Annotated in this window: 9 protein-coding genes; 6 read left to right on the top strand and 3 right to left on the bottom strand. The window is 70.4% G+C overall.

The window, feature by feature from the left end:
* Nucleotides 1-2,172, top strand: coding sequence for an ATP-dependent DNA helicase RecG (gene recG / locus CLV71_RS42960; protein ID WP_133908719.1), 2,172 nt, complete (start codon nt 1-3; stop codon nt 2,170-2,172).
* Nucleotides 2,173-2,235: 63 nt separating this feature from the next.
* Here the strand turns inward: recG and CLV71_RS42955 are convergent, their stop codons facing one another.
* Both CLV71_RS42955 and CLV71_RS42950 read right to left on the bottom strand, forming a co-directional pair.
* Entirely contained in the window at nt 2,236-3,921 is a 1,686-nt protein-coding gene (locus CLV71_RS42955; protein WP_133908718.1) for a coiled-coil domain-containing protein, read from the bottom strand.
* Nucleotides 3,922-4,033: 112 nt separating this feature from the next.
* The gene (locus CLV71_RS42950; protein WP_243867340.1) at nt 4,034-6,163 is read right to left on the bottom strand and encodes an MMPL family transporter; all 2,130 of its coding nucleotides are present in this window, start codon (nt 6,161-6,163) and stop codon (nt 4,034-4,036) included.
* A 253-nt stretch (nt 6,164-6,416) separates the two neighbouring features.
* Here CLV71_RS42950 and CLV71_RS42945 point away from each other — a divergent pair, with 253 nt between their 5' ends.
* Nucleotides 6,417-7,526 (top strand): S8 family peptidase, encoded by a 1,110-nt coding sequence (locus CLV71_RS42945; RefSeq protein WP_133908716.1) that lies wholly within the window; start codon nt 6,417-6,419, stop codon nt 7,524-7,526.
* On the opposite strand, the gene CLV71_RS42940 is transcribed toward CLV71_RS42945, so the two are convergent.
* A complete protein-coding gene (locus tag CLV71_RS42940; protein WP_133908715.1) occupies nt 7,523-9,169 on the bottom strand; it encodes a serine/threonine protein kinase in 1,647 nt (548 codons plus the stop codon). The two genes, CLV71_RS42945 and CLV71_RS42940, sit on opposite strands and share 4 nt — an antisense overlap.
* Nucleotides 9,170-9,249: 80 nt before the next feature.
* Here CLV71_RS42940 and CLV71_RS42935 point away from each other — a divergent pair, with 80 nt between their 5' ends.
* From CLV71_RS42935 to CLV71_RS42920, 4 genes are all read left to right on the top strand, one after another.
* Complete coding sequence (locus CLV71_RS42935) at nt 9,250-10,323, top strand: hypothetical protein (RefSeq protein ID WP_133908714.1); 1,074 nt, start codon at nt 9,250-9,252, stop codon at nt 10,321-10,323.
* Nucleotides 10,324-10,410: 87 nt separating this feature from the next.
* A complete protein-coding gene (locus tag CLV71_RS42930) occupies nt 10,411-13,785 on the top strand; it encodes a pyruvate carboxylase (RefSeq protein WP_133908713.1) in 3,375 nt (1,124 codons plus the stop codon).
* Nucleotides 13,786-13,896: 111 nt separating this feature from the next.
* Entirely contained in the window at nt 13,897-14,673 is a 777-nt protein-coding gene (locus CLV71_RS42925) for a class I SAM-dependent methyltransferase (RefSeq protein WP_133908712.1), read from the top strand.
* 5 nt (nt 14,674-14,678) lie between these two features.
* Nucleotides 14,679-15,266, top strand: coding sequence for a CGNR zinc finger domain-containing protein (locus tag CLV71_RS42920; RefSeq protein WP_133908711.1), 588 nt, complete (start codon nt 14,679-14,681; stop codon nt 15,264-15,266).
* Nucleotides 15,267-15,381: the final 115 nt, after the last annotated feature.

The following is a 15,381-nucleotide window of genomic DNA, read 5'->3' as shown; positions in this document are numbered from 1 at the left end:
ATGGTCTCCATGGACAGCAAACTCGAGGCGGCGGTCGGTGCCAAGTCGGCCAAGGCGCTGGCCGGCGCCTTCGACCTGCACACCGTCGGCGACCTGGTCCGGTACTTCCCCCGGCGCTACGCCGAGCGCGGCGAGCTGACGAACATCGCCGGGCTGGAGATCGGGGAGCACGCGACCGTCATGGCACGCGTGCAGTCGTTCAACGAGCGGCGGATGCGGAACAAGCCGGGCTGGATCAGCGAGGTCGTCATCACCGACGGCAGCAGGACGCTGGACTGCACCTTCTTCAACCAGCGCCACCACAAGCGAACCCTGAAACCGGGCATCAGCGCCCTCTTCGCGGGCAAGGTGTCGCGGTTCCGCAACAAGCTCCAGCTGACCAACCCCGACTACCAGCTCCTCGACGAGGACAACGACGACGACGCGGCGGTCGAGAAGTTCACCGGCCTCATCCCGGTGTACCCGGCCGCCGCCACGATCCAGTCGTGGCAGATCGCGAAGTGCGTCGTGCAGGCACTGGAGATGCTCGACGACATCGAGGACCCGATGCCCGACGAGCTGCGGACCCGCCGCGGCCTCGCGAACTACGACGACGCGATCCGCAGGATCCACACCGCCACCGAGTGGCCGGGCGTGCAGGCCGCACGTGAGCGGTTGAAGTGGGACGAGGCGATGGCCGTCCAGCTGGCGCTCGCGCAGCGGCGGCACCGGGTGCTCGAGCGGCCCGCGCCGGAGTGCGCGCGTCGGGACGACGGCCTGCGAGCCGCCTTCGACAAGCGCCTGCCCTTCACGCTGACCGCGGGCCAGCAGGAGGTCGGCGAGATGGTCGCGGCGGACCTCGAGCGGGCGCACCCGATGAACCGGCTGCTGCAGGGCGAGGTCGGCAGCGGCAAGACGATCGTCGCGTTGCGGGCGATGCTGCAGGTCGTCGACGCGGGCAGGCAGGCGGCCCTGCTGGCACCCACCGAGGTGCTGGCGGCGCAGCACGCCCGCTCGCTCAGGAACATGCTCGGCGACCTGGCGATGGCCGGTGAGCTGGGCGCCGCCGACGAGGCCACCCGGATCACGCTGCTGACCGGGTCGCTGCCCGCCGCGCAGCGCAAGCAGGCGTTGCTGGACGTGGTGAGCGGCGCGGCGGGCATCGTCGTCGGCACGCACGCGCTCATCCAGGACACCGTGCAGTTCGCCGACCTGGGGTTCGTGGTGGTCGACGAGCAGCACCGGTTCGGCGTCGAGCAGCGGGACGCGCTGCGGACGCGGGCGGGGGAGAACACGAGCCCGCACGTGCTCGTCATGACCGCGACGCCGATCCCGAGGACGGTCGCGATGACCGTGTACGGGGACCTGGAGACGTCGTCGCTGCGCGAGCTGCCCGCGGGACGGTCGCCGATCAGCACCACGGTCGTGCCCGCCGCGGAGAAGCCGTCGTGGGTGGACCGGACCTGGCAGCGCATCCGCGAGGAGGTCGCGGCGGGCCACCAGGCCTACGTGGTCTGTCCCAGGATCGGTGACGCCGAGGGCGAGGAGGGGCCGCCGTCGGAGGGCGACGACGGGCGCAGGCCGCCGCTCGCGGTGGTCGACGTCGCGGAGATGCTGGCCGAGGGGCCGTTGCGCGGCCTGCGGTTGGCGATCCTGCACGGACGGTTGCCCGCCGACGACAAGGACGCGGTGATGCGGGCGTTCGCCGCGGGGGAGCTGGACGTCCTCGTGGCCACCACCGTGGTCGAGGTCGGTGTGGACGTGCCCAACTCGACCGCGATGGTGATCATGGACGCCGACCGGTTCGGGGTGTCCCAGCTGCACCAGCTGCGCGGGCGGGTCGGTCGTGGGTCGGCCGCCGGGGTCTGTCTGCTGGTGACCGAGGCACTCGGCGGGACCGCCACGAGGGAGCGGCTCGACGCGGTCGCGTCCACTGTGGACGGGTTCGAGCTGGCGCGCGTCGACCTCGAGATGCGGCGCGAGGGCGACATTCTCGGTGCGACCCAGTCGGGCACCCGGTCCGCGTTGAGGTTGCTCTCCCTGCTGCGTGACGAGGACGTGATCGGCGAGGCGCGCGAGGAGGCCAGGGAGCTGGTCGCCCGGTCGCCTGATCTGGCCGAGTTTCCCGGACTGGCGGTCATGGTCGCCTCGTTCGTCACGGAATCCAGGGCCGAGTATCTCGAGAAAGCCTGACCGGAAAAGCGAAAAGCCCCCGGTAGGTCCCAAAAGGGACGACCGGGGGCTTTCCTCGTTCCGCTACTTGGCGCCGTTGACCGGGGTCTTGACCGGCTGGGGCTGAGTCCCCCGGGGTTGGGCGGGGCCGGACTGGGCCGCACTCGCCTTGTGGACGGCGGCGAAGTGACGCTTCGCGTCCTCGAGGATGCCGTACGTCGTGTTCACGTTCTCCGAGACGCGGCGTTCGAACTCATCGGCCTGGCGGATGCGGTCGGCGGCCTCGGCGAGGCGTTGTTCCGCGTCCTCGACGATCTTGGCCGCGCGGATCTTCGCGTTGGCCTGCTGCTCGTTCAGCTCGCGCTCGACCTGCGTCTGCTTGGCGGCGAGTGCCTTGTCCGACGCCTGGCTGCGGGCGTCGGCGTCGGCGACCGTCTTGTCCGCCTGCTGCTGGGCCATCGCCTCCAGCTCGGCCAGGTTCTGCTCCACCGAGCGCTTCTTCTCCGCCAGGGCGCGCTCGGCCTCGTCGGTGCGCTTCTTGGCCTCGTCGACGATCTTCGCCGCCTGCTGCTGCGCGGCCTGCTGACGTGCGGAGATCTGCTTCTCCGCCTCCGTCTGCTCCGTGGCCACGACCTCGCGGACGCGGCCGGCCTCGACCTCGGCCTCGCCGACGATCTTGGCGGCCCGGGCCTTGGCCGCGGCCTCCCGCTGGGCGATCTGCTGCTCGGAGTCGGCGCGTTCGGCACTCACCGTCTCGCGGACCTTCGCCGCCCCGCGCTCCGCGTCGCCGACGATCTTGGCCGCGCGGTCCTTGGCCACCGCGGCACGCTCGTTCAGCTCGCGTTCCAGCTCGGCCCTGCGCTGGTTGAGGGCGTTCTCGGTCTCCTGCTCGAGCGACGCGCGCTTCTCCGCGGCCTTCGAGTCCATCAGCTCACGCTGCTTGAGCGCCTCGGCGTCGCGGGCGTCGCGGCGCTGCTTCGCCTCGCCGTCCAGCTGCGCGATGCGGGTCTCGTTGGCCTTGGTCGCACGCTCGATCTCCGTGCGTGCCTCGGCCATGAGGTGCTCGTGCTCGGTCGCGTTGCGGGCCCGTAGCTGCTCGTACTCGTTCTCGAGCGTGGCGTGGTTCTTCGCGTACTCGGCCTCGAGCGTCTTGCGGCGCTCGGTCAGCTGGGCCGTGATGGCGTCCTGCTTGGCCTTCTGGTCCTTCGCGTACGCCTGAGCCTCGGCCTTGACCCCGGCGGCGTAGTCGTCGGCCGCCTTCTTGGTCCTGGTCGTGTACTCGTCCGCCTTCTTGCGGATCTCCGCCGCGTGCTGGTCGGCCTCACGCCGTGTCTGCGCGGCGTAGTTGTCCGCTTCTTCTCTGGTGCCCGAGGCGTGCGTGTCCGCCTTCGCTCTCGTCGAGTGCGAGTACTCGTCCGCGTCGGCTCTCGTCGAGCGGTCGTACTCGTCGGCGTTGCGCTTGAACTCGGCGATTTCTTCCTCGGCGAGCTGCCACATCAACCGCTGTCGCTCCGACATCGCCTCTGTCGAGGTCGGGTTCACGGTGATCCGGTGCAGCTGCTCCTTCGAGTCCTGCAGCTGCTGCTGGGAGCTGCCGAGCGCCTTCGTCAGCTCGGCTACCTTCGCGACCGCCTCGTCGCGGCTCTTCGCCGCGTGGCTCAGGTCGAACGACAGGCGCGTGACGCGCTCGTTGACCTGCCGGGGGTTGTAGCCGCGCAGAACAGTGTCAAATCGTGGAACGCGGGGATCCGCGGACTCGCCATCGGGCATGGTGCCACACTTTAGATGGTCACCCAGTCAGGTCACTCCGGCAGGCGGGTGATAAGCGGCCGAACACCGCCTCACCTAGGTAGAGCGGCGAGGCGGCGTTCGTTCCGGTTAATCAGCGACCAGGCATTACCACTGCTGGTAAATGCTCGGTCGGGTGATCATCAAATGAGGGTCGTGATGACTCTTTGTCACGAATGATTCGTCCCGGCCACCAGTTCGCCTTCCCGAGCAGCGCCATCGCCGAGGGCAGCACGAGCACCCGGATGACCATCGCGTCGATGAACACGGCGACCGCGAGACCGACGCCCATCTGCTTCATCTCGGTCATCGAGAGCGTCGCGAAGATCGCGAACACCGACACCATCAGCAGGGCCGCCGACGTGACCACACCGGCCGATCGGCTGATGCCGTGCGCGACAGCCTCCCTCGTGGGCATCCCGCCCCGCACCGCCTCGCGGACTCGGCTCACCACGAACACGTGGTAGTCCATCGACAGTCCGAACAGGACGGCGAAGAGGAACAGCGGGATCCAGGCGACGAGCGAGCCGTTCGAGTGGAAGTCGAGTATGCCCTCGGCCCAGGTGTGCTGGAACACGAGTGCGAGCGTGCCGAACGCGGCCGCGGCGGAGAGCGAGTTCAGCAGCATCGCGGTGGCCGCCACGACAAGTGACCGGAAGGTGACCGCCATGATGAGGAAAGTCAGCAGCAGCACGAAACCGATCACGATCGGCATCCGGTCCGCCAGGTTCTGGCTGTAGTCCGCGCTTCCGGCGATGTCGCCACCGACCGCGTACTCCGCGCCACGCACCGTGCCGATCGTCGCGGGCACGAGCGTCCCGCGCAGTTCCGTCAGCGACCGTTCCGCGTCCTCGGTGCCGGGGGCGTGCGGAGTCGGGAGCTGGAGGGTCGTGATGCGCTGGTCGTTCGACACCTTGATCACCGGTGCCGTGACCTTCGCGAACAGCGGGTCGTCCTGTGTGCGGTTCGACAGCTCGGTCAGCTCCGCACGCACGTCACCGGCCTGGCTCGGCTGGGCACGCACCGCGATCACGTGCGTCGTGCCCTCGCTGGGATACGCGGCGGCGAGCCGGTCGTAGGCCTGGACGACGGGGATGCTGCGCGGCAGGTCCGCCGCGTCGCTCGACTTCAGCTTCATGTCCAGCGCGGGCAGCGCGAGCGCACCGAGTGCGAGAACGGAGAGGAGGAACGTGACGAGCGGGTAGCGCAGTGCGGGACGCAGCAGCTTCGGCCACACCCTCGGCGGTCCGGTGCGGTTGGTGAGCCGCCACAGCACCGGCACGCGCGGCCGGTCGACCCGCTTGCCTAGCTTGGCGAGCAGTGCGGGCAGCACGGTCAGCGAACCGAGCACCGCCACCGCGACCACGATCACCGAGCCGGTCGCGAGCGAGGCGAACACCGCGTCGTTCGCGAGGTACAGGCCGGCCATCGAGACGATCACCGCGCCGCCGGAGACGACGACCGAGTGACCCGACGTGGCGGCCGCGATCTCCACGGCACGGGTGTGCGACGCGCCGTTCTGCCGTTCCTCGCGTTCGCGTTTCAGGTAGAAGAGCGAGTAGTCGACGCCGACCGCCATGCCCATCAACAGGATCACGCTGTTGACCGACTCGACCGCGGGCACGAGGTGTGACGCGAGCGCGGAAAGTCCGAACGCCGCGCCGACCGCCGACATCGCGAGCAGTACCGGGACGCCCGCCGCGATGATCGCGCCGAACGCGATGAGCATGATGATCAGCGTGACCGGCAGGCTGATGAACTCGGCCTTGGACAGGTCCTTGGAGACCTGGTCGTTGATGCCCTTGCCGATCGAACGGCCGCCGACCTGCTCGACGCGGACCTCGGGGTGGTCCCTCTGCACGGCGGCGGTCGTGTCGAGGACCTTCTGGACGTTCTCGCCTGCCTGTTCCTCGTCACCGGCCATGGTGACGGGCACGAGCAGCGCGTCACCCTTCAGCGACGGAACGGGTTTCCCGACCTCCAGTACCTCTTCTTCCAGCGCCCCCATTCGCCTGGCGGCGTCCGCCGCGGCCGCCTGCGCCTCGGCCTGGTCGAGCCTGCCGCTCCTGGCCGTGATGAGCACGTTCTCCCTGACGTGCTCGTCGAAGTTCCCGTCGGCCACGATCGTCGTGGCCCGGCCGGCCTCGCCGATGGCGAGGTCGGAGTCCGTCGCGGTCCTGGTCCCCGCCCACCCACCCGCCGCGAAGCACACCGCGACGAACACGACCCATAAGCCGATCGCTCGCCATGGGTGCGTCGCACTCCACCTGGCGACGCGCACCGTTACTGGTTGCCTGCGCACATGCTTTCCTTTCCCAGCTCAATCCCCTTGGGGGACAACGGGTTTATGATCTCGGGGCGGGTGTGCCGGCACACGGGTGCGCTCCCCCGGACGGGTGGTGGGGTTTTCCCTACCGTCACGGTTGGCAAATGGTGAACCTTGCTCACTTCTGCGTGGACGCGTAACGACGTTGGACATGAACCTGCGAAAGCTGATTGCGAGGGTCGGCGTCGCGTGCCTGGTGACGGCGCTGTGGGCGGCGCCTGCCGAGGCGGCGGTCGAACGTGCCTACATCGTGGTGCTGAACGGCGATGTGGGTGCCTACACACACCGGTTCGAGTCCGTCGAGCACGTCTACACGGCGGCGCTGCACGGGTTCTCGGTGCGGTTGAGCGAGAAGGAGGCCGAGACGCTCGCCGGCGAGTCCGGAGTGGACATGGTCGTGCCGGACACGCCGGTGCACGCGTTGGGTGAGCAGCCCAACCCGCCGTCGTGGGGGCTGGACCGGATCGACCAGCATGACCTGCCGCTGGACGCGGTCTACCGGTACCCCAACGAGGCCCCGGACGTGACCGCGTACGTGATCGACACCGGCGTGCGGCCGACACACCAGGACTTCGGCGGACGCGTGCTGCCCGGCCACGACTTCGTGGACGACGACACCGACGCGTCGGACGGCAACGGGCACGGCACGTTCGTGGCGGGCATCATCGGCGGCACGCGGTTCGGGGTGGCGAAGCGGATCGGCATAGTGCCGGTGAAGGTGTTGGGGGACAACGGTGCTGGCACGATCGCGGACGTGATCGCCGGCATCGACTGGGTGACCGCGAACGCGGCGGGGCCCTCGGTGGCGAACCTGAGCCTCGGCGGGTCGCCGAACACCGCGCTGGACGAGGCGGTCCGCAACTCGATCGCCTCCGGGGTGACCTACGCGGTGGCGGCGGGCGGCTCGGGGACGGACGCGGGGAACTTCTCACCCGCGCGGGTGGTGGAGGCGCTGACGATCGGGGCGAGCGACTCGCGGGACTGCCTGCCGTCGAACACCAACCGGGGCTCGGTCGTGGACATGTTCGCACCGGGGGTGAACATCGTGGGGCCTGTCTCCACGACCGACACGGCTTTCGCGACGTTCTCGGGGTCGTCGTTCTCGGCGCCGCATGTCGCGGGCGCGGCGGGGATCTACCTGGAGGACCACCCGACGGCGTCCGCCGCCGAGGTCTCGGCGGCTCTGGTCGCCGCGTCGACCCGGGACCGGCTGTGCAACGTGCCTGCGGGGACGGCGAACCGGTTGTTGTTCGTCGGCTAGGTCATGGGGTGCCAGGTGTCGGCCTGGCATTCGAGGTGGTCGCCGACGGGGGAGTAGCGGCGGTCGCCGTCGTTGCCGCAGTGCTCACCGGGGAAGGGGCCGCCGGGGTCGGAGGTGGGGAAGCCGCCGGAGGGTTCCTCGACCCAGTGCTGGGGTTGGTCCGGGGTCGGGGTGCGTTGGCAGCGTTCCCGGCCGTTCTCGCCGGTGCGTGTGGCGGCGATGTCGACGGCGTTGCACGGCGCGATGACCGTGGGGACCCACCGGCCGGCCGACTGTTCAGGCCGGCCGGCTCCCGTGCGCGCGGTGGGGTGACCGTCGACGGTGTGGTGGGTGGCGGCCCACCAGAGGATGCCCGCTGCCGCGGCCAGGAGGACCAGGACCACCAGGACGACGGCCTGTCTGATCCTGCGGCGAGGCATGGCTCTGGTTGACGAGCCCTGGGGCGGGCTGGCCGGGCCGCCGGGGGACGCGTGGCCACGCAGTTGGGCGGTCGGGTCCTCTGGCGGGGTGTCGGGCGTGGCGGAGACGTCGGCGGGGGACTCGCCTGGAGGAGTGTCAGGAGAGTCGAGGCCCGTGGAGGTGGTGTCAGGGGCGGTGGCCGAGTCGGTTTGCTCGTCGCCGGGCGAGGTGGGTACGGGAGAGGCGGCTGTCGCCTGGTTCTCCGGCACCAGGCCTGTGGGGCCGCCGTCGATGGGGAGCCCCACCAGGTCGGGGACGGAGGCCGGCTCGGTCGGCACCGGGTCCTGGCGTCGAAGGGTCGCCGTGGGTTGTTCCGGGCCGTCCGGGGTCCAGCCCGGTGGTACGGCCGCCAGGAGGTCCGGGGCCTCGACGGTCGTCAGGTCGCCTCGGAGGTGGCGGGGTGCCACCGCCAGGAGGGCCTCCCGAGCCTGGGCGCAGTCCCGGTAGCGGCGGGTCGGGTCCGGGGACGCCATGCGCTGCAGGACCGTCGCCACGGCGGGTGGGACGCCTGGCGGGATGGGGAGCACCTCCCCCCAGGACGACGGCATCGTCGGGGACGCGTTGCTGTGGTGGACCAGGCGCCTGCCCGCCAGCAGTTCGGCTGCCAGCACGCCGACCGCGAACAGGTCCGTCGCCGGGGACGGTTGGCCGCCGTCCAGGTACTCGGGCGCCAGGTAGCCCGGCGTGCCTATCGCCGCGCCGACGCCCGTCATGGACACCGTGCGCCACATGGCGATGCCGAAGTCACCCACCAGCAGGTGCGGGCTCGTCGCGCCGTACGAGCGCAGCAGCAGGTTCGCGGGCTTCAGGTCCCGGTGGACCACCCCCGTCGCGTGCAGTGCGGTCAGCGCGGCCAGGACCTGGTCCACCGCCTCCGCCACCCAGCCCCACGGGAGCGCGCCCGTGCGGGTCATCAGCCCGCGGAGCGAACCGCCCCTGGCCAGTTCCGTCACCAGCCACGCCCGGTCGTCGACGAGGTGGAACGCCAGCGTGCGCACCAGGTGCGGGTGCGACACGCGGATGCGGGACTCGATCACCATGCGCAGCAGACCGAGCTCGTCCTGGCCCGTGAAGCGCTTCAGGGCCACCCAGCGGTCCACCTGCCTGTCCCACGCCAGGTGCACCTCCCCGTAGGCACCCGAGCCGAGAGGCAGCACCCGTGTCCAGCGGTCCAGATCATCCACGGGACCAGAGGCTACTAACTGGCACGATGACGCAACCGTACGTCGGCGAACTGCGTCGGACGGTGAACGATGGGGGGACGATGCGCAGGGCACTCCTACTGATGGCGACGGTCGGGTCACTCGTGACGGGCTGCGCCAGTGGCACCGAGGGCACGCCGGTATCGGCGCGGGAGCCCAGGGGCAAAACCACCAAGACCAGCACCAGCCGAGCGCCTTTCCACGGCGAGCGGCTGGCCGACGGTGAGGTGGTCAAGGTCGACGAGCTCGACGGCATCCGCCTCGGCTCGCCGGACGACGGGCGGCTGCGCAACTACGGCGTCGATGTCGACGTCGTGGACTTCGGCACCGCGGACGTCGTGGACGGCGGTGCCGGCACCGACTACGGCGCCCAGGAGGACTCCACCCTCCTCGCCTTCCGGCTGCGGGTGGCCACGTTCGTCGACGACGCCGCCGAGAAGGTCAAGGCGACCGTCTCCGTCGACGGCAGGCAGCGCAGCCTCCCCGAGTTCGAGTACTCCCTCGGCGGACCCGGCGACGACCGGACCCTCCAGTACCTGGTCGGCGTGCCCAAGGACCGCCGCGAGGTCCAACTGGAACTCAAGTACGCCGACTTCGCCCAGCAGTTCGACCTCCTCGACGGCAAGCGCACCGGCGAGCAGCCCGACATCCTCTACCGGTCCGACGACGCGCCGTTCGTCTACGTCGAGAACCTCACCCCCGCCAAGCTCCCCCTGGCGGACGAGGACGGAAAGCCCGGTGCGTACGTCGTCGGGGTCACGAGGGCCGAGCTGACCTACTTCGGTCCCGAGCTGGGCGACGTGCCCGCCGACAAGGAGAAGGCCTGGCTGGTGATCGACTACGAGCCGGGTTCCGAGGGGTCGCTCGACTACCTCTCGGAGGCCAGTGCGTGCGTGCCGCCCTTCACCGCGTTCACCCTGAACAACGGGATACAGGACTACCCGGCGGTCGACCGGCAGTCCAAGGTGGAGGCGTTGGCCTCCGACCAGCGGCTCGCCTTCGAGGTGCCCGCCGACCTGACCGATGCCACGCTGACCATGAAGACCACGGAGCTCAGCTGCGACTTCGGCGGCCTCGCCTTCCCGTTCACGGCGAGCGGTGAGGCGAAGGTCACCATGACACTGCCCCAGGACTAGTCATCCCGTGGGACGTCGCTCCCGACAGGCGGGAACTTCCAGGTAACGTTTCCGGGAGTTCCCGAACCCCCTGACTGGAGGTACGGCATGTTCCGAAAGGTGCTCGTCGCGAACCGCGGCGAGATCGCCATCCGGGCGTTTCGCGCCGGATACGAGCTGGGCGCCGGCACGGTCGCGGTCTTCCCGCACGAGGATCGCAACTCCGCGCACCGGATGAAGGCCGACGAGGCCTACGAGATCGGGGAACCCGGTCACCCAGTCCGCGCCTACCTCTCCGTCGAGGAGATCATCAAGGCCGCGCGGAAGGCGGGCGCCGACGCCGTCTATCCCGGCTACGGCTTCCTTTCCGAGAACCCCGAGCTGGCCCGCGCCTGCGAGGCGGCCGGCATCACGTTCGTCGGCCCGTCAACCGAGATCCTCGAGCTCACCGGCAACAAGGCCCGCGCGGTCGCCGCCGCGCGGGAGGCAGGCATCCCGGTGCTGAACTCCACGGCGCCCTCGTCCGATCCGGACGAGCTGCTCCGGGCCGGCGAGGAGCTGGGCTTCCCGCTGTTCGTCAAGGCCGTCGCCGGCGGCGGTGGGCGTGGCATGCGGCGGGTTCTCGAGGCCAAGGCGCTGCGTGAGTCGCTCGAGGCGGCCATGCGGGAGGCGGAGTCCGCGTTCGGCGACCCGACGGTGTTCCTCGAGCAGGCGGTCGTGCACCCGCGTCACATCGAGGTGCAGATCCTCGCGGACGGCGCCGGGAACGTCATGCACCTGTTCGAGCGCGACTGTTCGGTCCAGCGCCGCCACCAGAAGGTCATCGAGATCGCGCCAGCGCCCAACCTCGACCCCGCGCTGCGTGAGCAGATCTGTGCCGACGCGGTGAAGTTCGCGCGCCACATCGGCTACCGCAACGCGGGCACCGTCGAGTTCCTGCTCTCGCAGGACGGCAGGCACGTGTTCATCGAGATGAACCCGCGCATCCAGGTCGAGCACACGGTCACCGAGGAGGTCACCGACGTCGACCTCGTCCAGTCGCAGCTGCGGATCGCGAGCGGCGAGACGCTCGACGACCTCGGCCTGTCGCAGGACACGGTCCGGCTGCGGGGTGCCGCGCTCCAGTGCCGCATCACCACCGAGGACCCGGCCAACGGCTTCCGCCCGGACACCGGCCGGATCAGCGCCTACCGCTCGCCGGGTGGCGCGGGTGTCCGGCTCGACGGCGGCACGGTCTCGCCCGGTACGGAGATCAGCGCGCACTTCGACTCCATGATGGTCAAGCTGTCCTGCCGTGGCCGTGACTTCGCGCTCGCCGTCTCCCGCGCCCGCCGCGCGGTGGCCGAGTTCCGCATCCGCGGGGTCGCCACGAACATCCCCTTCCTGCAGGCGGTCCTCGACGACCCCGACTTCATCGCGGGCAACGTCACCACCTCGTTCATCGAGGACCGGCCGCACCTGCTGACCGCGCGCAGCTCCGGCGACCGCGGCACACGCCTGCTGTCCTACCTGGTCGACGTCACGGTCAACAAGCCGCACGGCGAGCGGCCGGAGATCATCGACCCGATCAGGAAGCTGCCGGACATCGAGCTGGGCACGCCACCGGCAGGCTCCAAGCAGAAGCTCGACGAGCTGGGCCCCGAGGGGTTCGCCCGCTGGCTGCGCGAGTCGAAGTCGGTCGGCGTCACGGACACGACGTTCCGCGACGCGCACCAGTCGCTGCTCGCCACCCGGGTGCGCACCAAGGACCTCGTGACGGTCGCGCCCTATGTCGCGCAGCTGACGCCCGAGCTGCTGTCCGTCGAGTGCTGGGGCGGCGCCACCTACGACGTCGCGCTGCGGTTCCTCGCGGAGGACCCGTGGGAGCGGCTCGCCGCGCTGCGAACCGCGCTGCCGAACATCACGCTGCAGATGCTCCTGCGTGGCAGGAACACCGTGGGGTACACGCCGTACCCGACCGAGGTGACGACCGCGTTCGTGGAGGAGGCGGCGGAGACCGGCATCGACATCTTCCGCATCTTCGACGCGCTCAACGACGTCGAGCAGATGCGGCCCGCGATCGACGCCGTGCTGGCGACCGGGAAGTCGGTCGCCGAGGTCGCGCTGTGCTACACCGCCGACCTGTCCGACCCCGGCGAGCGGCTGTACACACTGGACTACTACCTCAAGCTCGCCGAGCAGATCGTCGGCGCGGGGGCGCAGATCCTGTGTGTGAAGGACATGGCCGGGCTGCTGCGCCCGCCTGCCGCGCACCGGCTGATCACCGCGCTGCGCAAGGAGTTCGACCTGCCGGTCCACCTGCACACGCACGACACCGCTGGTGGCCAGCTGGCGACCTACCTCGCCGCGATCCAGGCAGGTGTGGACGCCGTGGACGGCGCGACCGCGTCGATGGCCGGCACCACCTCGCAGCCGTCGCTCTCGGCGATCGTCGCCGCGACCGACCACAGTGACCGCGAGACCGGCCTGAACCTGCAGGCCGTGTGCGACCTCGAGCCGTACTGGGAGATCGTGCGGAAGATCTACAAGCCGTTCGAGGCCGGGCTGCCGGGGCCGAGCGGACGTGTCTACACCCACGAGATCCCGGGTGGGCAGCTGTCGAACCTGCGTACGCAGGCCACCGCGCTGGGCCTGGCCGACCGGTTCGAGGAGATCGAGTCGACCTACGCCGCCGCGGACCGGATGCTCGGCCACCTCATCAAGGTGACCCCGTCGTCCAAGGTGGTCGGCGACCTCGCGTTGCACCTCGTCGGCGCGGGCGTCGACCCGAAGGAGTTCGAGGCCGACCCCGGCCGCTTCGACGTGCCGGGCTCGGTGATCGGCTTCCTGCGTGGCGAGCTGGGCGACCCCGCGGGTGGGTGGCCGGAGCCGTTCCGCACCAAGGCGCTCAAGGGTCGCGCGGCGGCACCGGAGCCGCCGGGACTGTCCGACGAGGACAGGGCCGGGCTCGCCGACGACCGGCGCGCGACGCTCAACCGGCTCCTGTTCCCCGCGCCGGCCAAGGAGTACACGACGCACCGCGAGCAGTTCAGCGACACGTCCGTCCTGGCCAGCAAGGACTTCTTCTACGGGTTGAAGCCACGCATCGAGTACCCGGTCGACCTGGAGAAGGGTGTGCGGCTGCTGATCGAGCTGGAGGCGATCGGCGAGGCGGACGAGCGCGGCATCCGGACCGTGATGGCCAACCTCAACGGCCAGCTGCGGTCGATCCAGGTGCGGGACCGGTCGGTCGCCTCGGACCTGCCGGTGGCCGAGCGCGCCGACCGGACCAACCAGGGCCACGTCGGCGCGCCGTTCGCCGGGGTCGTGACCCTGACGGTCGGCGAGGGCGACACGGTCGCGGCGGGCGACACCGTCGCGACGATCGAGGCCATGAAGATGGAGGCGTCGATCACCGCGCCGAAGGCAGGCACGGTCCAGCGCGTCGCCATCGGCTCGATGCAGCAGGTGGAGGGCGGCGACCTCCTGGTGGTGCTCTCCTGACACGTCGGTTCGGCGCCGGGCAGCGAACCCGGCGCCGAACCGTTACTGCCGCACTCTTCTGATATTTATTTGTTTGTGATATAGTGGGAAATAGCTCGGTATCGTGCGAGCGTGAATTCTGAAAAACCCAGCCAGACAGCGTCGACCGCCGCTGCCGCCCGCGCGGCACACCTGCTGGTCGATGCCGAACCCCACATCTTCGCGGACACCCTCGCGGAGTCCCTCCTCGGCGAGCGGGCCGACGAACTCCTTGCCTACCACCGGCTTCAGGGCGAACACCCGATCCTCGCCGGTGCCCGCGCGCAGGTCGTCTGCCGGAGCCGCGTCACAGAGGACCTCGTCGGTGGCTTCGACCGGTACGTACTGCTCGGTGCCGGACTCGACACCTTCGCCTACCGCCGGAACGAGGTCGAGGTGGTCGAAATCGACCGGCCCGCGACGCAGAACTGGAAGAGACAGGCACTGGAAAAGGCGGGGATATCCGCGACGGCGACCTACCTCGGCTCGGTGGCCGACCTGAAGGACGCAGGCCGGACCCTGGTGAGCTGGCTCGGCGTCACCATGTACCTCACCTCGGCCGAGCTGGACACCACGCTCGCCGCACTCCCGCCGTGTGAGCTGGTCGTCGACCACATGCTCCCCGAGGGACTCCGGGACGCGGCGGGTGACGCCTACGTCGCGGGCGTCGCGCCCGTCGCCGCCGGGCAGGGCGAGCCGTGGCGGTCCTTCCTGTCGCCCGACGACATGGCCGCCCTCCTCGACCGGCACGGGTTCGAGGTGGTCCGGCACCACCGCCAGCGGGACGTACCGGGCATGCTGGACCGGACCGACGCACTGCGCCCTTCGGACCTCTCGGTCATCACGCACGCGCGACACCGGTTATCGTGACATGAGTGGTTAGCGAGAAGGTGCCGCCGTTCGCGGTCAGCGTCGGTGGCACGCTGTTGCCCAAGCCCATCTCCGGCCACCCGGCGCTCGAGCTGTGCAACACCCTCGCAGGCTGGAACGAGCCGCCGGAGCACCGCAGGGAGTGGCTGACGACCCCCGAGGTCCTCGCGACCTGGGTGGAGCTGACCGGCCTCGGCCCGTGCCCACCCGTCGGCCATGCGGTCCTCGACGAGCTCCGCGAGCTGCGTGAGCTGGCCTACCGGGTCCTCCAGTACCGCGACCACACGGCCTTCCCGCGACTCGCCGAGCTTGCCGAGGAGGCCAACGCGCAGACCAGGCTCACCCCCACCTCGGGCTTCCGGCTCCCACCCGGCGACGACCCGAGACGACCGGTCCTCGCCGCCGCGCTCACCGTCGCCGACCTCCTCGCACGCCCGGAGCGCGACGCGGTCAGGGCATGCCCCGGCGAGGGCTGCGGCTGGCTCTTCGTCGACGTGCGCGGGCGCCGCACCTGGTGCTCGATGGCCGCCTGCGGCAACCGGGTGAAGGTCCGCGCACACGCCGCGCGCAGGCGCGCCGACCGACGGCCGTAGACCGCGCCGCACACCGGACGGCCGCACACGCCACCACCGAGGAAGTACCGTGTCGTGCTGTCCTGAAGGGGAAACGGATGACCGCGTCCCGCCGGGCACTCCCACAATGCCGGTC

The organism is Actinophytocola oryzae, from assembly GCF_004364325.1.
In the GTDB taxonomy this organism is placed as follows: Bacteria; Actinomycetota; Actinomycetes; order Mycobacteriales; family Pseudonocardiaceae; genus Actinophytocola; species Actinophytocola oryzae.
Note: the sequence above shows the minus strand (reverse complement) of the source record. Positions and strands in the feature narration are given on the sequence as shown.

What these genes read in the sequence shown, in the direction of transcription:
- recG (WP_133908719.1), top strand. Translation starts at nt 1, where the DNA reads ATGGTCTCCATGGACAGCAAACTCGAGGCGGCGGTCGGTGCCAAGTCG.
- CLV71_RS42955 (WP_133908718.1), bottom strand. Translation starts at nt 3,921, where the DNA reads ATGCCCGATGGCGAGTCCGCGGATCCCCGCGTTCCACGATTTGACACT.
- CLV71_RS42945 (WP_133908716.1), top strand. Translation starts at nt 6,417, where the DNA reads ATGAACCTGCGAAAGCTGATTGCGAGGGTCGGCGTCGCGTGCCTGGTG.
- CLV71_RS42935 (WP_133908714.1), top strand. Translation starts at nt 9,250, where the DNA reads ATGCGCAGGGCACTCCTACTGATGGCGACGGTCGGGTCACTCGTGACG.
- CLV71_RS42930 (WP_133908713.1), top strand. Translation starts at nt 10,411, where the DNA reads ATGTTCCGAAAGGTGCTCGTCGCGAACCGCGGCGAGATCGCCATCCGG.